The sequence below is a fragment of the Microcoleus sp. MON1_C1 genome (assembly GCF_036701945.1).
Lineage (GTDB): Bacteria > Cyanobacteriota > Cyanobacteriia > Cyanobacteriales > Microcoleaceae > Microcoleus.
The window spans coordinates 38,117-64,513 of record NZ_JAUBRO010000013.1 but is presented as its reverse complement, the minus strand read 5'-3'; the positions used below and the strand labels follow the sequence as shown (position 1 = coordinate 64,513).

Sequence of the window (26,397 nt, the reverse complement as noted above, 5' to 3'; positions counted from 1 at the left end):
CCCCATGCCCAATGCCCCATGCCCAATTCCCATTTTTAGTTTTTTTCTAGCAACCAATAAGTCATCATATTCCCCTTACCTTTTACCGGAATCACGCCTCGCCTCTCAAACAAATACTTATCTTTCAAAAGCTCATAAGTAACATCAGTAACTTGAATTCTGCCTGCAAAACCCGTAGCTTCCATCCTCGCCGCTACATTCACCGTATCTCCCCACAAATCATAAGTGAACTTGCTCACACCAATTACTCCCGCAACCACCGGCCCGGAATTGATGCCGACGCGAATTGCCAGTTTTTCCCCTGTCTCAGCGCACAACTTTGCTATTTTTGCCTGCATTCCCAGGGCCATTTGGGCGATCGCCTCGGCGTGATCCTGTCTCGGCGTAGGCAACCCCCCGACTACCATGTAAGCATCGCCAATAGTCTTAATTTTCTCCACACCGTACTTTTCAGCTAACTGGTCGAAGTGGGAAAAAATTACGTTCAAGCGCTTGACCAACTCGGTGGGAGACATTCTAGCAGACAACTCAGTAAAGCCAACAATATCAGCAAATAAAACACTTACTTGGGCAAAACTGTCGGCGATCGTGCTTTGCTCTGCCTTCAAACGTTCTGCTATTGGTTTTGGCAAAATATTTAACAGCAACTTCTCGCTTTGTTCTTGTTGAACTTTTAGGGCTTCTTGTGCTAATTTGCGCTCGGTAATGTCCGAAACAGTACCCTCATAGTAGAGCAGCTCACCTTTTGAATCTCGAACAGCCCGGACATTTTCTGACACCCAAATCCGCCGCCCGTCTTTGCGGCATACCATAGATTCAAACCCCGAAACGGCATTGTCAGCATCCATAGCAGCCACGAATTCGACGCGGCGTTCCTGGTCAACATACAGTTGCTGAGCAATATTTTTAATGTCGGACATCAGTTCTTCTGGGGATTCGTAACCGTACAATTTGGCCAAAGCTGGATTAGCGCTGAGATAGCTTCCTGAAGGCGTGCTTTGAAAAATGCCTTCCATCGCATTTTCTACAATACTGTGATATTTTTCTTGAGCAATACGCAGCAATTCTTCTGCTTGTTTGCGCTGAATTAAAGAACCTAATTGAGTGCCGACTGCATTAAAAACGTCTATAAACCGCGCGTCTTTCCGACAAGACGAAATTTTAAAGAAAACTAGCACTGCCAATACTTCATCGCCTACCAAAATCGGTACGCCAAAACCCGCTTTGAATCCAAGTTCTAGTGCTATTTGACTTCGGAGAAAATGGGGGTAGCCCCGGGAAATATCTTCTACCCATTCCGGTTGCTTGGATGCCCAAACTCGTCCGGGTAGCCCTATATTCATGGCAAATGTCAGTTTTTCGCTTTGCCTGCGGAACGATTCCATCCTCGGGTTGCTGGCATACCAGCCCCGGGCAGATTGCAGGACAGTTCCTTCTGCATCGGGAATCCAAGCTTCTCCTACATCCCATCCGATTGTTTCGCCAACTTGGTGCAGAATTACTTCTAAAGCTGAGTGAAAGTCTACAGCTTCGCCGATCGCCCGCGTAGTTTCCAGCAAAAACCGGATTGATTCTTCAGCCCGCTGCCGTTCTGCGATTTCTTCCTGCAATCTAGAATTGCGATCGTGCAGTTCCGTAGCTTGCAGTTGCAGTTTGGATTGCAGCGAACGAAGGGAAAGTTGGTTTTGGACGCGGGCTAAGACTTCTTCTACTTGAAAAGGTTTAGTAATATAATCCACTCCTCCTACTTGAAAAGCTTTAACTTTTTCCAGCACGTCATCTAGCGCACTAATAAAAATTACCGGAATATCTTTAGTTTTTTCGCTGAACTTTAACTGCTCACAAACTTCATACCCGTTCATTTGCGGCATATTAATATCTAGTAAAATTAGATCGGGAGGAGATATTTGTGCCCCTTGCAAAGCCAAGTGTCCGTTAATAGCCTTCCTGACATGATACCCGTAAGATGTCAGCATAGTGGATAAAAGTCGCAAATTATCCGGCATATCGTCAACGATCAGAATGTCTTTAGGAGTCACTGGTAATGGATGGTCGTTCATCATAATATAATTGAGTTAAATCGATAATGATATCAATCCGAAAATTATCGACTAAATCTGTTAAAGCGTTAGCGAGATTTGCCTCTGTTTCGGGAATTTCCTCGATCAGTTCGAGGATGCGCTGGTCATCTACACAAAGTGCTGCTCGGTGCAACTCGACCACCCAGTCTGTGGGCATTACACTCAAATCTTCGGTGGTCAAACTTTTAAGCAGCGTCGGTGTTGAAAAAGAAGTAGATAAGTTTTCTTTCTCATAAATATAACGCAGGTTGAGGTGATGCGCTATCTTTTCAAAGAGTACCTCTTCCCGAAACGGTTTACAGATCAAATCGTTACAACCAGCCGACAAAATTATTTGCCGCTGCTCGTCAAAAGCACTGGCAGTCAGGGCAATAATTATTGTTTCTCTACCTTCTAGAGTTTTTTTGATCTGTCTTGTCGCTTCATACCCATCCATCACGGGCATCAGCATATCCATTAATATCAAGTGCGGCTTCCAAGTTGAATGCAAAGCAATTGCTTCTTGACCGTTTGTTGCTTCCCGGACTTCAAATCCCAGGGGAACCAGCAGCTTAAGCAGCAGTTGGCGATTTTCCGCTACATCTTCAACTATTAATATCCGATAAGTTTCTTGTCCGGCTTCTAAAGCAAGAACTTGTTTAATCGGTGATTTTTCTTGTTCATCACTTTCTGTTACTAAGTTAACCCAGATATTAAAGCTGAAAGTTGTGCCTTGACCGAGTTGACTTTCAACAGCAATATCACCTCCCATAATCCGGACAAACTGTTGGCTGATCGGCAACCCCAGACCAGTTCCCTGCATGGAGTTTCGACCAGTTTCGGTTTGTACAAAGGGCTTAAATAATGTGGAAAGTTCCAAGGGAGAAATGCCGGGACCCGTATCGGCAATTTCAAAAGACAATAGGGATTTGTTTTCTTCGGTGGCGTCTTTTTCAGCTTGGCTGCTGACGCGCAAAGTAACGGTTCCCTGTTGAGTAAATTTAATCGCATTGCCGAGGAGGTTAATTAAAACTTGCCGCAATTTAGCTTCGTCTGTTTGAATGTACTGCGGCAAATCCTCGGCATTTTCAAAAATTAGGTGCAAACCTTTTGAGTTTGCTTTTAGTTGCAGCATTTCTTTGAGACTGTTGAGAAGGTTGTATAGATTAAAGCGGCTGGGATTGATAGTAATTTGACCGGATTCTATTTTGGACATTGACAAAACATCATTGATGAGTTCCAGCAAATGTTCGCCGCTGCGGTTAATAATTTCTATGTATTCTTTTTGTTCTTCCGTGATAGAACTGTTGCGGGCCATTACTTGGGAAAAACCGAGAATGGCGTTGAGAGGTGTGCGGAGTTCGTGGCTCATGGAAGCTAGAAATTGGCTTTTGGCGCGGTTGGCAACTTCGGCGTTTTCTTTGGATTTAATCAGTTCCATTGACTGCCTTTGAGTGCGGGCGAGCAATTCCGCTTGCTGTAATGCTACTCCTAGCTGAGTGCTTACATCAACTACAACGTTGATTTCAGCTTTGCTCCACTGGCGGGGAGCTGAATTTTGATAGGATGCTAGTAATCCCCAGAGCGTTTTTCCGCAGAAAATTGGCACAATAATGTAGGATTTAGCTTGAAATTTTTCTAGCAAATGGATGTAACAAATATCGAATCCTTGCTTGTAAATGTCTGGGACACAAAGGTAAGTTGTACCTCGGCTGAAAACTCCGCCTTGGGTTTCTTGCAAATAGGTATCGCCTACTTCTTGTGAGGGGCTATCTAATTCTTTGACAACGCAACGTTCGCTGTCTAAAGCGCCTTCAGTAAAGTGAGAATCGAGTTCCTGTTGTTGGATGAAAGAAACCCACTTGTGGTCACGGGATTCGGCTACAAATTCGCCGCTCCAGTCTGGATTGAAACGGTAAATGGCGACTCGATCGCACTTCATGGTTTGGCGCAATTCTCGGGTTGTGGCGTAAAAAATTTCTCGGATATCTAAAGTCTGCCGCATTCTTTCAATGATGCGGGCGATCGCTCTTTGTCGTAAAGCACTTTCTTGCAGTTCGGTTTCTGCCTGCTTGCGTTCAGTAATATCTACAGCCATTAGAGCAATGCCGATCGCTGTACCGTTATCGTCAATTAGCTGAGTATTGTACCACTCGCAGATGATAATTCTGCCGTCTTTAGTCCGATTTTCGGTAGTGCCGCTGGATTTGGCATTCAAGTCATGATTTAAAATTTCAGATAATTGCGGGTGGTAGCTTTCAGGTACGATCAAATCGGAGGCGACTCGACCAATCGCTTCTTGCTCACTGTAGCCAAAAATAGCAACGGCCGCGGGATTCCAAGTGATAATTTCTAAATTGAGGTTTAACTCGATAATTGCGATCGGCGTTTGCTGCAATAAAAACGAGATTCTTTGCTGCGATGCTAGCAGTTTCTCTTCGGCTAATTTGCGGTCTGTGATATCATTAGCCGTGCCGAGAATTTGTTTGGGTTTACCATCACTTGTTCTGAGAAATACTGTATCCCAACTGTGCATCCACCGCCATTCACCGTTTTTGTGCCTCATCCGGTATTGAAATTCAAGGATATGACCGTCTTTGGCTACCTCCAATTTTTGGATGTTTTCAAACAACTTTGGCAAATCGTCGGGGTTAACCAGCGTTGGGATCATTGCTGTACCCATATCTTGTATTTCTCGGGCGGTGTATCCGAGCATCGTCGAAATTTGTCGGTTGGTGTAAACATTCCGCTGTTCAATTAAATCGTAAACGTACAATAGGTTGGGATTGGAATCGGCGATCGCTTGAATGAAGTGCTGGCTCTCTCTGAGTGCGGATTCTGTTTGTTTGCGAACGCTAATATCTCGCGCTACGATAATTACTGAATCTGGAGTAAGCGGAGAAACTTTAGAGTCGAGGCAAACTTCACGCTCTCCGAGTCTAAAGCTATATTCAACATTGATGCTTTGCTTCGTTTTTAGAGCTTGTTGGATGGCATTTAATACTAAATCTGCTACAGGTTTCGGCAAAACTTCGTGTGCTGTTTTGTTAATCATTTCGCTGGGAGGTTTCACCAAATTTGTTGATGCTGTCGGAGCGATTTTGATACAGCGCCCTTCTGCATTTCTCACTAAAACTGTGTCAGTCATGGCAGCAAAAATCGCCCGCAATTCTGTTTCAGATTCTTGCAGAGCTTGCTCGGCGCGGACACGGGTGCGAATTTCTGCTTGCAGCACTTTATTTTGCCGATCGAGCTGCTGAATTCGGTTTTTTTCTCGTTCGATCAGTTTAGCTTGAGCGATAGCGAGCCCTACTTGAGCCGCCACAGCTTCTAATAAGTCGATTTCCTCGGAAGTCCATTCCCGGAAACGATCGCACTGGTGCAAACAGATAGCGCCGTTTGCCATGCCTTGGTAGGAAGTGCGAATTGCCAGCATTGATTTTAACCCAACCTTCTGGCAAATCGGTTGAACAGCTTGCAACAGAGGGTCTGAATAAACATTGTTGGAGGCGATCGGCAGATCTTGTATCATCATTTGTATGACGTGAGGATTGCCCCAAATTGGAACAGGTACGTTCCGAATAGATTCGCACTCGGGTTCGAGATACTCGGCCGCCAGAGGAATATCCACTTGGGGAGTAGTAACGTAAGTATGAATCAAACAGCGATTGGCGCAGAATGCCAGACCGATTTGAGTTGCAGCTATTTGAAATATTTGTTCGGGCTGCAAGCTTGAGCGAATTTCTTGAGTTATTTTTGCAATTAACAATTCTCGTTGAACTTGCCGTTCTAAAGCAGCTTTAGCTCCAGCCATTTCTATTTCTGCGTGCTTGCGCTCGCTGATATCAAAAACTACGCCATACCAAACAATATCGCGATTATCGCGTATTTCTGGCCGAGAATTAGATTGCAGCCATTTGAGTTTACCCGACGGTGTAATAATCCGCCATTCAAAGGCAAAAGGTTCTAAAGTTTGGGCGCTAGTAGCAATTTTTTTGACCAGATAATCTTGGTCATCTGGATGATTTTGAGAGAAGCAAAATTCGGGCTCTCTTAATATTTCTTCACTCTCTAATTCGTAAATCTCCCGACAAGCATAACTAATATATTCAAACTTGAAACTTCCATCGGCCTTCTTTATAAATTGATAAAGAACTCCCGGTATATTGACTGCCAATTTCTGCAACCGTGCTTTGCTTTCCCGGAGTGATTGTTCTGTCAGCTTGCGAAATTCTACCTCTTGTTGCAGTTGGGCATTCTGCTGTTTTAATTGTTTTGATAGCTGTTGTATAGTCAATTGACTTTCGATCCGCACTAAAATTTCTTCCACTTGAAAAGGCTTAGTAATGTAGTCAACACCGCCGACTTCAAAAGCTTTGACTTTGTAAAAAGTTTCCTCAAAAACGCTCAAGAAAATAACCGGGATTTCTCTAGTTTTTTCGTTAGCTTTCAGTCTGGCGCACACTTCATAGCCGTTCATTTTGGGCATGGCAATATCCAGCAAAATTAAGTCTGGGAGGACGGTTAAATTAGCATTAACCACCATTTCTCCCGAAATCGCCCGCTGAACTTTATACCCTTCTTTCGTCAATATGTCTGATATAAACCGCAGGTTTTGGGGCTGATCGTCAATAATTAAAATTTGAATATTTTCTTTATCTAATATCATTTTTGTCTGATTGTGAATTTTTTAGTGCTAGCAGCAGGTTGATGATTTAATAAGTTTAGCGATTCCTTTCCGATCGTAATTATTTTTTATTAAACACTTTTTGACCTCACCAACAAAAAGAGTAATTTTAGATATTAGTTCATCCAATAACGCACATTCTCTACTTTTAACTTATTAGTTGCTAGTCTTAAGTTAGCAACTCAAGTTAACCGTATTTTAATTATATTTAATTGCCCACAAAAATCCCCTTATTTGCTGTCCAAATTAAGTTTGTGGAAAAACAATCATCGCTTAGGCACTCCACACCAAAGCAACCGGGTTTTTTAACTTTGTTCAAGGGCTGCGACAACGTATTTTTGTACAACCAGGTTGAGCCGCCTGGGACAGTTTTTTTTACTTGACTTTAGCATTAAAGATCCCAGGAGGGTAACGCAAGTTTCTTGACATTTTGCTGCCATATTCAAAAAGTTTTAGCACATATACATACCTGGACGCAGTGCGAGGCAAATAAACCGGGTTTTTTACTCTTGCCCCAGGGAGCATCTCCACGAAAGCAACCAAGCTAGAAATTGGAGTTTTGAGCCAGCAGACAGGATGCAGGAGGAAAGAGGAAGAAGGAAGTAGTCAGTAGAAGTGTTTTTACAAATATGAGATGCTCCCTTGCCCCAGGCTGCAACGAAGTATGGCTGTGAAAAAACTGGGTTTAGACGCACCCGTCCACAAGTCTTAAGATATTTATAGGTGACTAAGAGTATACATCGCTCATCCCGCACCCCAAGCCTACCATATCAACTATTTTCTCCGTCTTTTCTATGCCAGCAATTCCTTAAGTTTAGCAAAATTTTCATTGCTGAAGTAAATTTTAATTTCTAGTTCTTGGTCAGATTCCCACAGCAGCAGCATATTATCTTCGCCCAAGGCGATTTCGGGATTGTTTAATTCAAGTGTTTGATATTTAACTTCGGGAATGCCTACGCGAATTACCAGTTCCGATTCCAACTGAGGATAGATGTACAATTGCTGTTGCAAGTTGTCAAGTTCTAATTTGTCAACAGTGTTGTTACGTTGGACGGGAGAATCGGGTGTGGACCAATAGAGAGTTTGCTCCCGAATTTCGGGATTGACTATCACAAATGTTTCGTCAAAACGCTGGGGGTGCCAGTGAATTTCGCTCAGACCGCCTATTTGCGGAATTAGTCGCTCTACCCAGCTAATTTCTTTGCCGTTGAGGTTGCCCCACCACTGACTGATATTATGGAGGTTGTCAGCATTTTCGGGGTGGCTGCTGCCGGACTGCCAGACTGTTTTTAGTTGTTGCATATACAGGTTCTCCAGCGAATTTAAATTTGAGATTGCAGGCTTTCAATTGGAGATTCATTCGTTATACAATAATTTTAATGGACTTACCAATTATTTACCACGAAGATTACGTTGCACCTCTGCCACCGGATCACCGCTTCCCGATGGCAAAGTTTCGGATGCTTTACCAGATGCTGCTCGCGGAGGGGGTAGCAGATAAATCGCAATTTCACGCTCCCGAACTTCCCCCTCAAGAATGGATTGAATTAGTCCACGACCACTCCTATGTTCAAGCTTACTGCAACGGGACGCTCGATAACAAAGCGACTCGGCGAATTGGTCTGCCTTGGAGTCGCGCCCTTGTTAATCGCACTTGCACTGCGGTTGCAGGAACGGTACTAACTGCCAAGCTCGCTTTAGACTACGGTTTGGCTTGCAATACTGCGGGCGGAACTCATCACGCCTTCCCTACTTTTGGGTCTGGTTTTTGTATTTTTAATGATTTGGCGATCGCCTCTCGCGTCTTACAAAAAAATGGTTTAGTTCGCAAAGTTTTAATTGTCGATTTAGATGTCCACCAAGGAGACGGAACCGCCGTAATATTCCAAGATGACAGCAGCGTTTTTACTTTCTCAATGCACTGCGAAGTAAATTTTCCCGGCACTAAACAAAAGGGCGATTTAGATGTACCTTTGCCTGTGGGTATGGAGGACGACGAATATTTACAAACATTGGATAAATTCTTACCTGATTTGCTTTCAAATGTCAAGCCAGATTTAGTTTTGTACGATGCTGGAGTAGACCCTCATCACGGTGACAAACTGGGAAAATTAGCTTTAACTGATACGGGTTTATTTCGCCGGGAAATGCAAGTTTTGATGGCGTGTTTGGCTGGCGGCTATCCCGTTGCCTGCGTGATTGGCGGGGGCTATTCGGATGACGCTAAGGGGTTAGTTTACCGGCATTCGCTGCTGCACCGAGCCGCCAGTCAAGCCTACAGGCAGTATCGACTTTGATCCAGATCGGCGAGATTTAAAATTGACTTCAGTATTGTTTTGCGATATGATTGCGTGTTTAGGGTGTCAATTAATACCACAAACAGGCTAAAGTAGCATTTAAATAGATAGCTCGCATTCAATCGCAGTGTATTTTATGGAATCCAAGTCGTTAAGTAGCAGAGAAGATGGGATCAAAGAACCGACTTTGATGCCGATCGACAAGCGCTACCTGCTCGTCCTCAACATCCCATCCTCCTGCGACTCCAAAGGCAGCAGGTATCTCGATCCCCTGTGGGCAAAAGACTTAATCGAACACTTCAAGTATTTGAAAAACTTCACGCTAGCATCGCCGCGCGCGCTAGAAACCCCCCCAGAAAATACCATACAGGTGGATTCGGAAACATCCTTTGCTGATGCTAAATTTATTGACCTTCCCTCGCCAAATACCTACGCCCAAGCAATATTGCTGCTGCCGGCGACGGTTGCCCAACTTTGGGGCGCGATCGCCTCTGCAGATATCGTACACAGCGCCGTAGCAGGCTGGCCGATTCCGATGGCATGGTTAGTGACGCCAATAGTCCTGATACAGCGGAAACCATACCTGATCGTAGTCGAGTCCGCACCGTGGCGGCTGCCACCGGGCATCCCTGCCAGCATTAAAGCCAAAATTCTAGCTTACATATCCGAAACATTGAATCGCTGGTGCATCAACAGCGCCGACTTGACCATCTTTACACAGGCAGAATACCAGCAGAGTTTATTAACAAAACGACACAAAGAAAGTCACATAATTAATGCTTCGTGGATAGATGAAGCATTAATTATTTCGGAAGCCGACGCCAAAAAAATATGGCACGAAAAACTGTCTGCCTCGCCCAAACAACTAAAAATTATATTTGCGGGCAGATTGATTCCAGAGAAAGGCCTGTTAGTTCTCCTAGAAGCAATCAAAATCTTGGACGAGGAAAACATTGCCGTCAAGCTGGACATACTAGGTGAAGGCGAACTGTTAAGCAACTGCCAAGCAGCCAGCAAGGCGATGCAAAAATCGGTACAGATCGAACTTTTGGGAACTATTCCTTACGGCAGAGAATTCTTCAGCAGGCTGCAACAATATCATGCTGTTGTGGTTCCCAGCACCTCAGACGAACAGCCCAGAATAGTATACGATGCTTATTCCCAGGCCGTACCTGTACTGGCAAACAACACAGCCGGACTCCGCGACTGCATCGAAAACGGCATCACAGGCTTGATCGGTAATTGCAATGACCCCGTTGCTTTAGCAAACTTGCTCAAACACTCGGGAGAAAACTTGAACCTACTTCAAAATATGGGCATGGCAGCTCTGAACAAGGCTCACAGCCTGACTCACGAAGAAATGCATCGGCAGCGGTGGCAGCTTTTGTTAACTATGTTGGAGGAATCAAAAAAGTAGGCGATACCTGCAGGAGGGCGATCGCTCCAGCTTGCCAGATGGGTACAACTTGAGCTAAAAAGTTGTTAAACAAACAACGGTACTTATGTCGAAGGCCAGCGAGTCCAATCACCCCTATCCACTGCTGGTTGTCATTGTTAACTACCGAACCTCTAGTTTGACAATTGACTGCTTGCGCTCTCTAGTTAGCGAAGTGCAATCGCTGCCCGGTATGCGGGTCGCAGTTGGCGACAATGCTTCAGGCGATCGCTCCGTCGAAGAAATTAGTAGTGCGATCGCCTCAGAAGGCTGGAGCGAATGGGCATCCTTCGTTCCCCTAGACCGCAACGGCGGATTTGCCTTCGGCAACAACGCCCTGATCCGTCCCGCCCTCCAATCCACCAATCCCCCCCCTTACTTCCTGCTGCTCAACCCAGACACCATAGTTCGCCCCGGTGCCTTAAAAGCCCTCGTCGATTTCATGGACTCCCACCCCGAAGCCGGCATCGCCGGCAGCCGCTTGGAAGACCCCGACGGCACTCCCCAGGAGTCAGCTTTTCGGTTTCACAACCTCTTGACCGAACTCGATTTTGGTTGGCGCACAGGCTTTATATCCAAGTTATTAGCCAACTGGGCCGCAGCGCCTCCCATTTCCCAAGAAACCTGTCAAACTGATTGGGTAGCTGGAGCCAGCATGATCGTCCGTCGCGAAGTATTTGAAAAGATTGGCTTGATGGATGAAGCTTATTTCATGTACTGCGAAGAAATGGACTTTTGCCTGCAAGCGAACAAAGCTGGCTGGAGTTGCTGGTACGTACCCGAAAGTCGCGTTGTCCACTTAGTCGGCCAAAGCTCAGGCGTCACTGACACCAAAAAGCCCGCCAAGCGGCTGCCTACCTATTGGTTTGATTCCCGGCGTAGGTACTTTATCAAAAACTACGGCTTGGTTTACACAGCATTAACTGATGTATCCTGGGCTTCGGGTTTTGCAGCCTGGAGGGTGCGCCGCGTACTTCAAGGCAAACCCGATGGCGATCCACCACAATTACTGAGGGATTTTGTATTAAATAGTGTATTTTTTAAGGGGGGTAAGATTGAAAAATCCAAAAACTTTTAAAGGGAGTTGGTAAATCGGTCAAAGCCAACTAAACCAGGTTAACCTAGGCAAGCAAAATATTTTATGATGCAGCCGAGAAATTAGTATTCTCGATCGATAAAAGCAGATTGCTCCTTCCTCAAAAACCTGAGAAACCAATTAATATCGTCGGCATCTAGCAATAGAGTAAACAAGAAATAGTGTGAATTAGAGCTTATGGTAACTGAGCAAAACTTAATCACGAGTGAAAATCAAGTAGAAGGCCCCGGCCTGGGACTGTGGCAGCAAATTAAAGAAGACTGGATTGCTCATGGTCGAGATTGGACAAAACCGGGATTTCGCGCTGTAGCAGTGCAGCGTTTTGGGGTCTGGAGAATGCAAATAGAACCGAAATTACTTCGAGCGCCTTTGAGCATTATTTATCGCTCACTCTACCGAAAAGTCCGCAATAGTTACGGGATAGACTTGCCTTACACTGTGAAGCTCGGGCGGCGCGTGGTGATTGAACATCAAAACGCTATTATTATTCACGGATATTGTAAAATCGGCGACGATTGCATTATCCGCCAAGGTGTAACGTTGGGAAACCGCTATTTGGACAAACCGCTAGAATCCCCTCAATTGGGCGATCGGGTTAACGTCGGCGCTGGTGCAAAAATTCTCGGCAAGGTAAACTTGGGAGACGATGTAAATATCGGTGCCAATGCAGTCGTCTTGTCAGATGTTCCCGCAGGCAAAACAGCAGTGGGCATCCCAGCCAAGATTCTTCAATCTACTAAAAATTCCGACAGTTAATGCTAAAATCAATCAAGTCAGTTGACAACGGAAGGCTAGTAAAATGCGTTTATTAATAGTCCAGTATGCCGGCGATTACCGCGAATCATTTGAACGCTTTGCTGAAGGTCAAGGAGAAACATACTCTGCTCAAAAATATTCGGTTGACGCAGTTGCTGAAATTGGCAAGCTGATGGAGGAAGTTACAGTTATTTGTTGCTTAACAGCCGCACCTTACAATCGAGTTTTAGCAAATGGAGTACGAGCAATCGGTACCGGATTTCAAGGTAAAATTCAGATAAAAAACTTACTTCGCTTGATAGCAGAACAAAAGCCTACTCATTTAGTTTTGCGAACCCCGATTAGAGAAATTCTTCAATGGGCAATCCGACAAAAAGTTAAAACAATAGCCACGTTAGCAGACTCTTTTTCAACCGAAGGTTGGCGCAACAAAATTAAAACTTATTGGCTAGCTAGCGTATTAAATAACAATCACATTGAATGGATAGGAAATCACGGTATTAATTCATGCCTATCTCTTAAAAAAATAGGTGTAAAATCGAGTAAAATAATTCCTTGGGATTGGCCTTCTACTGTTACCCCAGATTTGTTCACACAGAAAACACTGCCAGTTGGTAAAAGCACTTGGGATCTAGTTTACATCGGCAGCATTACAGAATCTAAAGGCGTTGGCGATGTTATAGAAGCCGTAGCCAAGTTAAAAGCCAAGAATTTATCAATGAATTTAAAGATAGCAGGTGGAGGCGAAATCGAAAAGTTTACCAAACAAGCCAAACAATTGCAAGTAGAAGACCGGGTACAGTTCCTGGGACTGTTGGAAAACAATCGTGTAGTACATCTGATGAGAGAAGCTGACCTAGTTGTCATTCCCAGTCGCCATGCATATGCAGAAGGAGTCCCAATGACAATTTATGAAGCTCTGTGTTCTCGAACTCCTATTATTGCCTCAGATCACCCAATGTTTCAGAACAACTTAAAACATCAAGAGAATGCGATGATATTTTCGGCTAGCGACTCTAGAGATTTAGCGGCACAGATTGAAAAATTGCTGTCAGACTCGGCTCTTTATGAAAGTATCTCATTGGTGGCAGCTGATGCCTGGAAAAGGTTACAAATTCCGGTGAAATGGGCATTGATGATTGAACGTTGGATCGACGGTAGCGAAGAAAATCGGCAGTGGTTGTTAGAACACGCTCTTTCGTCAGGACTCTACAACTCTAGATCGGCATAAAAGCAACTTACAGTGCCTCAAAATCGAACCACAGCTCGTACAGTTGCGGGTGTCACACTATACAGTGATACATCAGCTTCAATGGAGGCGCGATCGATGGCTTTGGCACAACCAAATTTTAACAAATAAGCCTAGGTAGATTGATTAAAAAGTCAACCCTAACTCTGCGGAGATTCAAGCACTCTCCCTACTCAAGTTAGAGATTCCTCTCAAGGTAAACTTCACAAATAAGCACAATAGTCTACATCATTAAAACACTGCACAAACAATGGTTGAGTCAATCATTTCTGCTACAGAAGCAGACTGGAGCCGCGAAAAATCTAGCAAGTGGTGGGAACCCAGTCGCCAACTGCTCAAATCTATCCGCCACTATCAAAAGTGGCAGAAGCAGGGTGGAATTGCAGGATATATTTTATGCCGTTGGAACGTTATCCAGCATCGATTTTGGAGCCTTGTAACGGCAACAGACATCCCTTTAAACTGCCAACTACAAGGAGGACTACTGCTGCCTCATCCTAATGGCATTGTCATTCATCCCAGTGCTTCCATTGGCCCTAACTGTCTGATTCTTCAACAGGTGACAATTGTTGCTGATGTGAAAATCGGCGCTCAGGCTTTGATTGGTGCTAATGCTGTGGTGATTTGTGACGTGCCACCAGGTGCAACTGCAGTGGGAATTCCCGCAAAAATCATCGAAAAAAAAACCCAGGAAGTATGAAAAATAATTTCTAGAAGTCGCAGAAAAATTATGAAATTAGCTGGACTTTTATTAAAATATAAAACGAACTACTCAGTAGTCGAATTTAAGAGGTAAAACTTGAAACAAATTGGATTAGTAGCGATCGGACGAAATGAAGGGCAGCGCCTCCGCCAATGCCTAGTCTCGGCCACCAATAAAGTTGCCCGCGTCGTCTATGTCGATTCCGGCTCAACAGACGGTAGCCTAGAGTTAGCCCGATCGATCGGAGCCGATACAGTAGAACTAGACTTATCTATACCGTTTACCGCAGCACGCGCCAGAAACGAAGGCTTTGCCCGCTTGCTGGAACTAACGCCAGACATCGAATTTGTCCAATTTGTGGACGGTGACTGCGAAGTAGTTGATGGATGGATTGATCGGGCCTACAGCGAACTCGCAGCCAAACCAGACGTCGCAGCAGTATGCGGGCGCAGGCGCGAACGATACCCCGAAGCAAGCATCTACAACCAATTGTGCGACATCGAGTGGGATACCCCCATCGGCGAAACCAAAGCCTGCGGTGGCGACTCCATGATGCGCGCCACCGCATTTCAGCAAGTCGAGGGTTTCAATCCTGCACTAATAGCCGGCGAAGAACCCGAACTTTGCTTGCGACTCCGCCAAAAAGGTTGGATAATTCTTCGCTTAGACGCAGAAATGACCCTGCACGACGCGCAAATGACCAGTTTCGCTCAGTGGTGGAAGCGGGCTCAAAGAGCTGGTCACGCCTATGCCGAAGGTTCCTGGATGCACGGAAGCCAACCAGAGCGCCATTGGGTCAAAGAAACCCGCAGCACCTGGTTTTGGGGCTTAGCCTTGCCAGCCCTAGCCTTGGCAATGACATGGCCGACAAAAGGCTGGAGCTTGTTACTATTGAGTGGCTACCCCTTAGCAACCTATCGCACCTATAACTATTATATAAAGCATCGGGAGCTCAGAACTAAAGAGGCAGCCATCTACGCTTTTTCATGTGTATTAGCCAAATTTCCCCAGCTACAAGGTCAAATCCAGTTTCACCAGCGCCGATTGCTGGGGCAGCAGAGCAAGCTAATCGAATACAAAACAACCAACTCTATTAATTCAGCCAGCTAGAATTACAGCTAACGTCCCAGAAAGTCCACCCCTGAGTAGCCAACAAATGAGTAATAAAAAATTAAAAGTTTTACTAATTGTAGAGCAGTGCAATCCTGACTGGGCATCTGTACCTTTGGTCGGATACAATTTTTTTCAAAAAATTAACAACTTAGTTGATGCAACCCTCGTTACCCATATTAGAAATAAACCCGCTCTAGAAAAACACCCGGAATACGAAAAAATTTTCTATCTTGAAGAAGGAAACTTAAGCAAAGAATATTATAAAATAGTCGCCAAAATTACCGCCAATGGACGAGTAAATTGGCCTCTTTATAATGCCTTGAGCTACCCAATTTATGAAGAATTTAATCAGCAAGTCTATCAAAAATTTAAAGGAAAAATCCTCAAGGGAGATTATGACATAGTTCATGCAATTACCCCGATGATGCCGCGATATCCGTTTAAGGTAGTCAGTGTGTGTCAGCAGACTCCTTTTATTCTAGGGCCTGTGAATGGGGGCATTCCCTTTCCACCAGGCTTTCAAGAAACGGCCAGACAAGAATTTGCTCAATTCAACTTTTTGAGAGCAATTGGTCGAGCATTAATTCCAGGCTATGTAGAAACTTACAAAAAAGCCGACAAAATCCTAGCAGGTTCCACCTATACTTTAAATATGCTAAAGGATTTGTTTGCAATCCCTGACAAAAGAATTGATTTGTTCTACGAAAATGGCATTTCCGAGGAATTTTTAAGTCAGACAAATATCCCCAAGAAAGATGTCAACCATATCAATTTGCTTTTTGTGGGCAGATTAGTGCCTTACAAATGCGCCGATGTTGTCATAGAGTCTATTGGGAAATTAGCCCTGGCAATTCAAAGTAAAATACGCTTAACAATCGTAGGAGATGGCTCGGAAAGAAATAACTTGGAAAACCGAGTGAAGGAGCTTAATTTAGGCGAAATAGTCCGCTTTGCAGGATGGGTAAATCAATCAGAAACTGTGGATTATTACAGGAAAGCAGATATTTTTTGTTTCCCTTCGATCCGAGAGTTTGGTGGCGCAGTGGTAATGGAAGCTATGGCTTGCGGACTCCCCTGCATAGTGGCTAATAACGGCGGTATTGGTGAATACGTGAATGAAGAAACGGGTTTTAAGATCGATCCGATTTCTAGAGAGTATCTCACCCAGGAGTTGACAAGTAAAATTAAGCTGTTAGTCGAAGATGATCGGCTGCGGGAAAGTATGTCAGCTAAGGCGATCGAAAAAGCCAGAGAATTTGCATGGGAAAACAAAGCCCTAAAAATCGTCGAGATTTACGAAAAAATGCTCGGTGAGAAAAGTGTTAGTGCATCGACATAGTAGAGCGATATTGTTGAGTTAAAAATTAGAAAGCAGGTACGAAATGAAGGCAAAAATTGGATACTTTATTCCACAATTTCCAGGACAAACACACATTTTTTTCTAGCGGTAGCGACAATTTATTGCAGAACTGGGAATTGAAACAGATTTAGTATCCACTCAACCGCCCCCCAGAGCGATCGCTTCTCACGTATGGGCAGAAGAAGCTCAAAAAAATACTGTTTATCTATTTCCCTTTGCTGCGAAAGATTTTATTAACTCATTCCTAGAGGTTCTCAAAGCTGGTCCCGCTGCATGGTGGCAGTGCCTCGCAGTTATTGCCAAAGCGAGTGACACATCCTTATCTCAAAAGGTTCGGCTATTGGCATTGGTTTTTGTTGCTGGCAAACTAGCAGGGTTAGCAAGAACAAAAGGTTGGTCGCACATCCACGTTCATTCCTGTGCCAATGCCGCCAGTATAGCGATGTTCGCCTAATTACTCTCAAAAGTATCGTATAGCCTGACGCTGCACGGCCCCCTAACTGACTACGGCCCTAACCAAGAACAGAAATGGCACTTTTCTGCTTTTGCAATAGTCGTTACTAAAAAGCTTTATGACGAAGTGAACAAATGCCTTGCGGGTCATCTTCCTCAAAAGGTTGAAATAGCTCCTATGGGGGTTGACCTCTCCCGTTTCCAGAGAAAAACACCATATTCCGCATGGAATGGAAGTGATGCTTGCCACATTTTTAGTTGCGGACATCTCAACAGATGTAAAGGTCATGCGGATTTGATTGCTGCGATAGATATACTCAGAAAACGAGGATTTAATGTTGAGCTGCAAATTGCTGGAGAAGACGAACAGGGTGGCAGTGGCTACCGCCTGGAGTTAGAAAAGCTGATCGAACAGCTTGGCTTGAAAAGTTGTGTTAGCCTTCTCGGTGCGGTGTCTGAAAATACCGTCAATGAGTCCCTAGAAAAAGCACAGGTATTTGCCCTTGCCAGTTGGCACGAACCTCTAGGTGTCGCGATCATGGAAGCGATGGCAATGGAGATGCCTGTAGTAGTTACAGGGTCAGGAGGAGTAAAGGAGCTTATAGATGACGGCATTGATGGGTTACTTGTAGAACCTGAAGCCCCCGAGCAATTAGCAGACGCGATCGCCAATATACTCCAAAATCCAGAACTTGCTTTGACCCTCAGTCAGGAAGCTCGGAAAAAAATCATCGCCAAATTTAGCCACGGCCGCAGTGCAGAAACTTTAGCTCAGTGCTTGGAAAAACTTGGAATAACTAACCCGTCTTAGTTATTCCAAAGAATAAATTTCATCTCAGAGTGCATCAATCCACGGGAACCCAAAACAAGTTATGCGACTTTTAATTGTTGCTCAGAACGCCTCAACTAAATTCGGCGGCGAGTCATTGCTGCCGGTCAACTACTTCAGGATACTTCGATCGCGCCAAATAGAGACATGGTTAGTGGTGCACGCGCGCACCCAAGCAGAACTCACAGGGCTGTTTCCAGAAGACCGCGATCGAATGCACTTTGTACCCGACACTTGGCTGCACCGGCTGCTTCACAATTGCGGGCGATTTATTCCTGCAAGAGTGAATGAATTTACTTTTGGGCTGCTCAGTCACCTGTACACCCAAGTGCTACAGCGTCGTATTGTCCGCCGGCTCGTGAGCGAACACCAGATTGATATTGTACACGAACCGACACCAGTCTCGGCAACAGTTCCTTCGTTGATGTTCGGATTGGGGGTGCCGGTAGTTATCGGACCGATGAACACGTCGGTTAAATTTCCTCTGGCCTTTCGAGCGCGCCAAAACCCGACCATCGATCTTTTAATCGCGATCGGTCACCAGTGCGTCGATTTCTTCAATCGTCTTTTGCCCGGTAAAATCAAAGCCGAGACGCTGTTAGTGGCAAACGATCGCACGAAGCAGGCACTTGCATCTGGGGTGCAGGGTAAAATTATTGAACTTGTGGAAAACGGCGTGGATTTCTCGGTGTGGCGAGCGGACTCTAGCTTATCCAGAGCCGCGACCGGGCAGGTTCATTTTATTTTTTTAGGCCGACTGATCGACTGGAAAGCTGTAGACTTGCTGCTAGAAGCCTTTGCGCCCGTCGCCGCTCAAACCGATGCAGTCTTGGAAATCATCGGTGATGGGCACATCCGAGGGGAACTCGAAGCTCAAACAGCTCGTTTAGGCATCGACAGCAGCGTTGTATTTAGTGGCTGGCTGTCTCAGCAGGAGTGCGCTCTCAAAATGCAACAAGCTCATGCAATGGTTTTCCCGAGTTTGCGAGAGCCGGGGGGAGCCGTAGTTCTGGAAGCAATGGCAGTGGGCTTGCCGGTGATAGCAACGAACTGGGGCGGCCCAGCGGATTATCTAAATTCCACTTGCGGTATTTTAGTAGAACCAGCTTCTAAAGAAGGCTTTGTGAAGGGACTGACTGATGCGATGCTGAAGCTCGCCCTGTCGGCGGAGTTGCGGCAGAGTATGGGTAGCGCTGGACGGGAGCGGGTCCGGCAGCATTTTGACTGGGAACGCAAAGTCGATCGAATACTTGAAATTTATCAACAAACGATCGACCATTGCTCGAAGCATTAGGTAGCCGACCATTAAAGCATAAAGCAGCAGCTTTCAACCTGAAAGCTGCTGCTTGGGGGTGCTAAAAAAGTATGTGGCGGTCCAAAGACCCCCCTCTACATCCTAGCGATCTAAAAACGGGTTAACCCGTTTGTTTGGTTAACCCGCGAGCTTGGAAACTTGCAGATCAATTAGTTTTGCACTACCAGCTTAACGTTGGCATTTTGCAAACCGCGCTGCTTGACTGCGGCCAAGGTCTTGTTAACTGCGTACTTCTGGTTAATGGAGTTGATTAACTCAGTTTGATTGTGTTTTTTGGCGACGCCCCAGAGGTCGGCAATCAGGTCAAAGGAACCATCGCTATTGCGAGACCAACCTAGGTCATATTCGCCTTCGAGAATCGCTACGATGTCGGAGCGAACGCGCTGACCGTTATAGCCACGAACATCGGCTTCTGACTTGACTGAAATGCCCAAGTCGCGCAGTGAAGCTTTCAGGATTTCGGCATCGGTGATTTTGGTACGCAGAGTGCTAAAGTGAGACATTGGATTTCCTCCTAATAAAAGTGAGAGAGAAACAACAACGGTCTGGATTTAACGGTGCCGCTGGGCGGCTCTTGAATCGAACTGCTAGCTGTTGCTAGCCTTTGCTCCTGTTTGGACCAGGAGAAAGCTTTTAGAATTCCATTCGCTGGTATTCAGCGACGGAAGACGCAGCGGGCCGTGCACGCTGTCTAGCCCAATCTCGCAGGGCGGTGACCTGTTCGGTCATTGTTTTAGACAGTGGCATTGTGGATTTAATGGCCGCGATGATGTCTAGCTGCGTAAACTCTCGATCTTGAGCGAAGGCTTCGTACATTGCGGCTACTAGCGCTTGCTCAATCTCTGCACCTGAAAAGCCCTCGGAAACATTGGAAAGTTGCTCTAAATCGAAGCGAGTAATTTCCCGACGCCGCTTGGACAGGTGAATCTTAAATATATCTTGGCGTTCTTCTTTGGTAGGCAGATCAACAAAGAAGAGTTCGTCGAATCGGCCTTTCCTCAAGAATTCTCCCGGCAACCGCTCGATTCGGTTGGCTGTTGCCATTACGAAGACTGGGGAAGTCTTTTCTTGCATCCAAGTGAGGAAGGAACCGAAAATCCGGCTGGATGTGCCTCCGTCTGAGTCGGCCGAACCAGTGCCTCCTGCAAAGGCTTTGTCTAGTTCGTCGATGAAGAGGAGCGCTGGAGAGATGGATTCTGCGGTTTTGAGGGCATTGCGGAGGTTTGCTTCCGAGCGACCCACCATCGAGCCGTCGTAGACTCTACCCATATCTAGCCTCAGCAGGGGCAGTCCCCAGAGGCGGGAGGTGGTCTTGGCAATCAGCGATTTTCCGCATCCCGGTACCCCGAGAATTAACATCCCTTTTGGTTGGGGGAGACCGTATTCTCTCGCCCTTTCTGTAAAGGCGTTGGAACGCTGTCTCAGCCACCGCTTCAGCTCTTCTAAACCGCCGACTGCATCTAGGGTTTCGTCTTCTTCAATGAACTCTAGAATGCCGTTGCGCCGAATTAATTGCTTTTTCTCCGAAAGAACTATGTCTACTTCTTCTTCTGTGAGGCGCCCAGTCGAAACTTGGGCTTTACGATAAACTTTTTCAGCTTCGTCTTTGGTCAATCCCAAGGCTGCTTTTAAAAGTTTTTCTCGCGCTTCTGTGGTAATGCGTCGCGATTTGGTTTGCTCCAACTGACCAGACAATACTTGGTTGAGTTCCTTCATGTCTGGCAACGCGAAGTCTAATACCACTACTTCCTTTTCTAGCTCGATCGGAATTTGCTGCAAAGGAGACATCAGTATAATTGTCTTTTGCGTTCCTTTGAAGTTGGCGATCGCATCGCGCAACCACCTCGTTACCGGAGGAGAATCTATAAAAGGATGCAAATCTTTGAAAATGTAGATGCTAGCGTTAGTGTTGGGTTCTCGCTGCCTGATCACCCATTCAATTGCTGCCTCTGGCGAGACGGTGTTGTGTTGGGTGGTGGTGCGGGGTTGACCATACTCCACAATGCCGTGAGTTACAGTCCAGATAAATACTCGTCGCTGTGGTTTTGCTTGAGCTATTGTCGAAATTGCTTGCTCACACCGCTCTTCCTCGGATGTCACGAGGTAGATCAGAGGATATTGAGCTTGGATTAGAATACTGATCTCTTCTTGCATAGTCCTCGACCCACTAGAGACGGTGCTATCTTTGCTGAATCTCAATGCTGCCCTTCGCCCTCTTACTGAAAATTTCAGTTTTAGCTTTTTGGGGAAGCAAGGCATTCTTAGCAGGGAACCAATTCTTCCTCTCCCGGTTTGGCCGTGCTGGCGCTGACGCCCGACACCTGCTTTACTGGAAGATCCTGTTCAGCCAATACGCTCGGCTGACTTGTTACGGATGCCAGTTCTCCATCTCGCATTACTACTGAACTCGTGCATTCTGGACAGTTGTATACCCGATGGGTTTGTCCGTAGGAGGCTTCTACTTCGTCAACCAGTTCGGGATTTCCTAGGTAGAAGACAATTGCCCTTTCTGCAATTGATGACATCGGTTCAGTTTCGACTGCGGCTCGGATTTTGAGCTGGCGATGCAGTTCTGGTGGAAGATACAATGTAACTTTTTGCTTTTCTTGCATATGACAGTGAATTGACTTACCCGGGTATGTATATCAGATTAGCCGCTTAATTCTTTGCTGTCAAGCCTCTATGCTGCTTTAGCGTCAGGTTGTAATATTTCGTTACATTTGAGGTAACTCTGGGGCTGTTAAAAACGAAAAGCTTAGGGTTGTAGCTGATGAGGCCGAGGTGCAGCGGCAGGTAGGGGTAGCGTCAAGGACGATCGACCAACTATAAATAGGAACAATAGATATAGAGGAGTAGGGCCAACAAATTCTTTGAGTCGCCATCTGGGGTAAGGTGCGCCATCACCACCCACCCCGCTCATGAGTGGTGAAGAATGCCCCCAAAGGCTTGAAATGTCAAAGCGGGCGATCGATAAATCTTCTTCCTCAAATAAACTACTCGTAATAAATAATATCTATTGCCAATACCCAACGGCTACAATGACGCAAACACGTAGATTGCACTCATGAGCGGGCTGGGTGCTGATAGTCAGCTAGCTCTTAAGTGGCTCAAAAGCTTGGGCTAAAAGTCCCTCAAACGTTTGAAATGTAGTAGTTTGTAGGTGTAGGATGCTATGCGGCACCGAGGTTGAGTTTGTAGAGTGCGCCGCAAGCACCGGTGGACTCAGTAAACAACGAAGTTACTAACTTTGGGCGTTTTGATTTTGAAACCCAGCTCCCCCAAGCAGTTTTTATTGCTTTAAGTGTGAAAAATCCGAACGTGAAATAGCCGTTTTCGGCTTTTTATCGGGCTCAGATTTAACACACCTTGACAGGGCTAGCGCTCAGCACCCTATGGTTAGACTTTTTGGATGACATTGTGTAAGCTGTTACGCACTTAATTTTTTTGCCCCAATGCTCGCTACAAGGACTCTAGGGTGCTAAATATTAAATTTAGATGGGTGTCAGCTTATCTTTAATAGGGCAGTGCTGGGTAATATATACTTGGATGCGGACCTGCTAACCTGAAATTTTTAATTTTAGATATCAAAGAACTGACTGATGGATTTAGACCAACAGATTCAAGCATTGATCGAAAAAGCTCCGCCCGACGGTTCGACGCCACAAATCTTAAAGGCGATCGCCCCGGCACTGGTGTTAATTGCCCAACAGCTACAGCACCTCGAATACTCGATCCTGCAAGCGGTAGACCAAAGTTGGGCGATCGTGGTTTTGAGCAATCTCAAGCAACCGGGACGGGAGAAGAGGGTGATTTATGCTTGGACGAGTATTAAAGAGGCCTCGCAGGCTGCGGCTGCTGGGGGCGATCGCCTCAGACCGGTGCTTTTGCCTGTCACTCACATTTTATTTCAAATGATAGCTCTGGAAGGTCTTGACAGCATTGTTTTTTTTGAAAGTCCCGGAAATCAGGAAGTCGGGACGGAAATCCCTCGCGAGCAAGTACAGAGTTTAATTAACGTTTACTTGCAACAGTATCGATCGGCTCCACCGCCCGATATTGCCTAAACAACTCAATTTTCTATTAATTGGTAACAGGGAATTAGGCATTGGGAATTCCCCATTACCAATTCCCCATTACCAATAAAGTGTAACTTTTTAACCTCTAATAAAGTCTACTCAAAACGTATTCAGCCAAATCAATCAAAGCTTGACGGGACTCTGAATGGGGCAGCGCAGCTAAGTATTCGACGGCTTTTTGTGCGTGATTTGTGGCTAGTTCTCGCGATCGTTCTATGCCTCTAGAATCTTCTACCAGTGCCAGGGCCTGCTCTAGATCTCCTTCTTGGGCAAATTCGCGTTCTATAAGAACTTCCAAGTAAGGTTTTTCTTCTAGGGCGAATAGTGCGGGTGCTGTCAGATTACCGCTTCTGAGATCCGAGCCTGCCGGTTTCCCCAAAGTTTCCGTTGAAGCAGTGAAATCTAATATATCATCAACTATTTGGAATGCCAAACCAATGTTGCGACCGTAGTTGTACAAATCGTCTGCTATTTCTGCTGAAACCTCGCTCAAACAGCCCGCTGCTTTGGAACTGTTGGCAATTAAAGACGCTGTTTTGTAATAACTTTTTTCGAGGTAGGCTTCGATCGACAAGCTGGTGTCAAATCCATTGAGTCCCTGTTGAATTTCCCCCTCAGCTAAATCCATAATCACTTCTGAAAGCAGTTTGACTACTGGCAGGTTGTCGAGATTTGCCAAATGCCAGGAAGATTGAGCAAACAGAAAATCTCCCGCCAATACTGCCACTCGGTTGTTAAACCGACTGTGAACCGTGGGCACTCCCCGCCGCAGATCCGACTCGTCCACCACGTCGTCGTGCACGAGACTAGCTGTATGGATCATTTCCGTGATTTCAGCGAGCCGGCGGTGTTTTTCCGTGATTTCCCCATCGGGCATAGTCGCCTTGGCCATCAACAGAACGATTGCGGGTCTCACTCGTTTTCCCTTTGTGCCGAATAAGTATTCTGCAGCCGCGTACAAGATGGGATGACGGGCACCCACTAACTGTTTTAAGTTTTCTGTCAACAGTCGCAGGTCTTCTTCAACCGAGGAAAATAGGAGAGTGCTAGAGATCATGGATACGCCGACTCAAGCCGTAAAGTAACAAAATTTTACAAATCATATCTTTATTTTAAGGTAATTCTCTGCAATAGAAAAGAAAAATCTAGGCGATCGGCAGTTATTTGTCATCTGTCACCCGATGGGACTCACCCGACTACTAGAGGTGAGTCGCCTGCTGTCAGAGGGGTTGCCCCTATTGTATCGAATTGTTAAGGACACTGCCAAAAAATCTCTAAATCCCAGAAACCCTGTGTTATTATGGGTATTAAGGATTTAAACAATTCTATACATTAAGTACAGCCAGACTGGCAGGTAGCTTTTAGGTGCCTGTAAAAGTTTCGTAGAGCCAGCCTTGTTAGTCGATCGCAGCCAAAATTTCTGGGACAGATTTTTAGTTCCTCGCGGCTAAAAGTTTTCAGAAGTTAAGAGTAGCGCATCTTATGTGCACGGTAGCTCAAAGCAGCTAAAGTGGATGGTTTTAGGCTGTTTAAGCATCTGTAAAGCAGTAAATCATTATAGATGACCGGGAACGCCTAAATGTTCCCGCAGGCTTGATATGGAAAAACAGCCTTCAGAACCAAGGCATGGTCTTGCGTACTGACTTAATGTAGTAGGTCTTGAACTTGTCCTGCTCCTCCTCGTCCTTGACTTTTGGTTCTAATTATGATTTATCGCGATATTCCTCTAATTATTCCCATTCTGGCCGCCGGCTATGTAATGACTATTTATGTACTGCTGATGTTGGCCGAACGCAGCGCTAAAATCACTCGATTGGGCGAGTAGTGCACTGCTGGGCAGCCGAAGTCGGCAGCAGCGTCCTCGCTTCACCCTTGAGAATTCGGAATACTCAATAATAACCCTGCCTTGAATGCTTGCGCGCAAAGGCAGGGTTATTATTTACAATTGCGGGTACCATGATTTTCTGGGCTGCTAGTTACTGCAACACGTAGCTACAGTTATCGATGTTCAATGCCCACAGCCTCTGAGACAGGATATTATATTTAGTAGCAGCTTGTATCACTCACAGCAAGTTTCATGTCAGGGAAACCCGGCAAATATTCCGATAAAGCTATTAAAGTGCTCTCAAAAACGCTGAGTTTGAAGTTATGGGTTATTGTGCCAAAAATCTCAATATTCCTATTTTGTAGGGCAAGAACTTACAGAAATAAAACACGAATTTTCTGAATCTAGCAACCTGCTTGCTCAACTAACGGCATCCATAAACTTGCACTGCCATCAAATATTTCATCAAAGGGTGCTTAACTTGCTGAGTCAGGAAGATAGTCTCTGCCATTTATTCACAGCTTCCCAAGAAGATAATTTGCTAGAGAGATCCACCAAAGTAATTTTAAACTTAGAAAAAATATATTTTTCTAAGTTTAAAAAAACCTACTTGCCAATATTACTGGTTCCTTAAAAATCTATTAAGTGTTGATTAAAAGAACTAAAACACAGAGTAGAAGTTGTCATAAATTATCAAGCTCGACTGCCTAAATTGTTGTCTGAGCCAGACAAACTAAAACAAGTTTGGATCAAAAATCTGATGCACAATGCTTTACAATCTATAGATAATTGCCGAGTTTTAAAAGTAGAGGTGAGAGCAGAAAATCAGAGCCTGCTCGTCAGTGGCAACTGAATTGTCGGGGAATTTGGTCACTAATATTTGAGCAGTTCTTTATCACAAAACCCGCCGACGAAGGCAGCGGGTTGGGACTGGAGATTGTTAAAAAAAGTGTGGAAAAACATTTGGGTAAAATAGAAGTAACATCAGTTATCGGTCAAAGGACGTGTATTGTGTCAATTCCGATCGCCGTTTAGCGCGATCGTACTAAAAACCCTACCAATGCGCGACTAAAAATGCAACTCTAGACCGATGTCAAACCAGGATTGCGGTGAGCGTACCGCGACTGTAAAATCGGAAATCTA

At 45.4% G+C, this 26,397-nt stretch carries 19 protein-coding genes; 12 read left to right on the top strand and 7 right to left on the bottom strand.

What is annotated here, in order from left to right:
- Positions 1–35: 35 nt before the first annotated feature.
- The 3 genes from QUA62_RS09685 to QUA62_RS09675 form a co-directional block, all read right to left on the bottom strand.
- The gene (locus QUA62_RS09685; RefSeq protein WP_333403606.1) at positions 36–2,063 is read right to left on the bottom strand and encodes an adenylate/guanylate cyclase domain-containing protein; all 2,028 of its coding nucleotides are present in this window, start codon (positions 2,061–2,063) and stop codon (positions 36–38) included.
- Positions 2,029–6,729 (bottom strand): PAS domain S-box protein, encoded by a 4,701-nt coding sequence (locus QUA62_RS09680; protein ID WP_333403604.1) that lies wholly within the window; start codon positions 6,727–6,729, stop codon positions 2,029–2,031. Before QUA62_RS09680 ends, QUA62_RS09685 begins: the two co-directional genes overlap by 35 nt.
- 810 nt (positions 6,730–7,539) lie before the next feature.
- Positions 7,540–8,049: a hypothetical protein gene (locus QUA62_RS09675; protein ID WP_333403602.1), complete on the bottom strand. Its 510-nt coding sequence runs from the start codon at positions 8,047–8,049 to the stop codon at positions 7,540–7,542.
- A gap of 77 nt (positions 8,050–8,126) precedes the next feature.
- Between QUA62_RS09675 and QUA62_RS09670 the strand changes: the two genes are divergently transcribed.
- The 10 genes from QUA62_RS09670 to QUA62_RS09625 all read left to right on the top strand — a co-directional run bounded on the left by QUA62_RS09670 (position 8,127) and on the right by QUA62_RS09625 (position 19,332).
- Entirely contained in the window at positions 8,127–9,044 is a 918-nt protein-coding gene (locus tag QUA62_RS09670) for a histone deacetylase (RefSeq protein WP_333403600.1), read from the top strand.
- A gap of 136 nt (positions 9,045–9,180) precedes the next feature.
- A complete protein-coding gene (locus tag QUA62_RS09665) occupies positions 9,181–10,461 on the top strand; it encodes a glycosyltransferase (protein WP_333403598.1) in 1,281 nt (426 codons plus the stop codon).
- An 85-nt stretch (positions 10,462–10,546) separates the two neighbouring features.
- The gene (locus QUA62_RS09660; RefSeq protein ID WP_333403596.1) at positions 10,547–11,557 is read left to right on the top strand and encodes a glycosyltransferase family 2 protein; all 1,011 of its coding nucleotides are present in this window, start codon (positions 10,547–10,549) and stop codon (positions 11,555–11,557) included.
- Positions 11,558–11,752: 195 nt separating this feature from the next.
- Positions 11,753–12,331: a serine acetyltransferase gene (locus tag QUA62_RS09655; protein WP_333403595.1), complete on the top strand. Its 579-nt coding sequence runs from the start codon at positions 11,753–11,755 to the stop codon at positions 12,329–12,331.
- A 43-nt stretch (positions 12,332–12,374) separates the two neighbouring features.
- Positions 12,375–13,562, top strand: a complete 1,188-nt coding sequence (locus QUA62_RS09650; protein WP_333403594.1) for a glycosyltransferase — start codon at positions 12,375–12,377, stop codon at positions 13,560–13,562.
- 268 nt (positions 13,563–13,830) lie between these two features.
- A complete protein-coding gene (locus QUA62_RS09645; protein WP_333403593.1) occupies positions 13,831–14,280 on the top strand; it encodes a serine acetyltransferase in 450 nt (149 codons plus the stop codon).
- 99 nt (positions 14,281–14,379) lie between these two features.
- Positions 14,380–15,393 carry a glycosyltransferase gene (locus QUA62_RS09640; protein ID WP_333403592.1) on the top strand — a complete coding sequence of 338 codons (1,014 nt, stop codon included), beginning with the start codon at positions 14,380–14,382 and terminating at the stop codon, positions 15,391–15,393.
- A 46-nt stretch (positions 15,394–15,439) separates the two neighbouring features.
- Complete coding sequence (locus tag QUA62_RS09635; protein WP_333403591.1) at positions 15,440–16,735, top strand: glycosyltransferase family 4 protein; 1,296 nt, start codon at positions 15,440–15,442, stop codon at positions 16,733–16,735.
- 499 nt (positions 16,736–17,234) lie between these two features.
- Positions 17,235–18,020 carry a glycosyltransferase family 4 protein gene (locus tag QUA62_RS09630; protein WP_333403675.1) on the top strand — a complete coding sequence of 262 codons (786 nt, stop codon included), beginning with the start codon at positions 17,235–17,237 and terminating at the stop codon, positions 18,018–18,020.
- Between the two features lie 61 nt (positions 18,021–18,081).
- Entirely contained in the window at positions 18,082–19,332 is a 1,251-nt protein-coding gene (locus tag QUA62_RS09625; protein ID WP_333403590.1) for a glycosyltransferase family 4 protein, read from the top strand.
- Between the two features lie 170 nt (positions 19,333–19,502).
- Here QUA62_RS09625 and QUA62_RS09620 read toward each other — a convergent pair whose 3' ends face one another.
- The 3 genes from QUA62_RS09620 to QUA62_RS09610 form a co-directional block, all read right to left on the bottom strand.
- Positions 19,503–19,856: a DUF1257 domain-containing protein gene (locus QUA62_RS09620; protein WP_006635781.1), complete on the bottom strand. Its 354-nt coding sequence runs from the start codon at positions 19,854–19,856 to the stop codon at positions 19,503–19,505.
- Between the two features lie 130 nt (positions 19,857–19,986).
- Entirely contained in the window at positions 19,987–21,507 is a 1,521-nt protein-coding gene (gene ycf46 / locus QUA62_RS09615) for a stress-responsive protein Ycf46 (RefSeq protein WP_190658409.1), read from the bottom strand.
- Between the two features lie 107 nt (positions 21,508–21,614).
- On the bottom strand, positions 21,615–21,965 hold the full coding sequence (locus QUA62_RS09610) for a hypothetical protein (protein ID WP_172188736.1): 351 nt from the start codon (positions 21,963–21,965) through the stop codon (positions 21,615–21,617).
- Positions 21,966–22,952: 987 nt separating this feature from the next.
- On the opposite strand from QUA62_RS09610, the gene QUA62_RS09605 reads away from it, so the two are divergent.
- Positions 22,953–23,417, top strand: coding sequence for a hypothetical protein (locus QUA62_RS09605; protein WP_333214466.1), 465 nt, complete (start codon positions 22,953–22,955; stop codon positions 23,415–23,417).
- Between the two features lie 97 nt (positions 23,418–23,514).
- Here QUA62_RS09605 and sds read toward each other — a convergent pair whose 3' ends face one another.
- Positions 23,515–24,486 (bottom strand): solanesyl diphosphate synthase, encoded by a 972-nt coding sequence (gene sds, locus QUA62_RS09600; protein ID WP_333403589.1) that lies wholly within the window; start codon positions 24,484–24,486, stop codon positions 23,515–23,517.
- Between the two features lie 1,557 nt (positions 24,487–26,043).
- Between sds and QUA62_RS29345 the strand changes: the two genes are divergently transcribed.
- On the top strand, positions 26,044–26,289 hold the full coding sequence (locus tag QUA62_RS29345) for an ATP-binding protein (protein ID WP_445301651.1): 246 nt from the start codon (positions 26,044–26,046) through the stop codon (positions 26,287–26,289).
- The last annotated feature ends 108 nt before the right edge of the window (positions 26,290–26,397 follow it).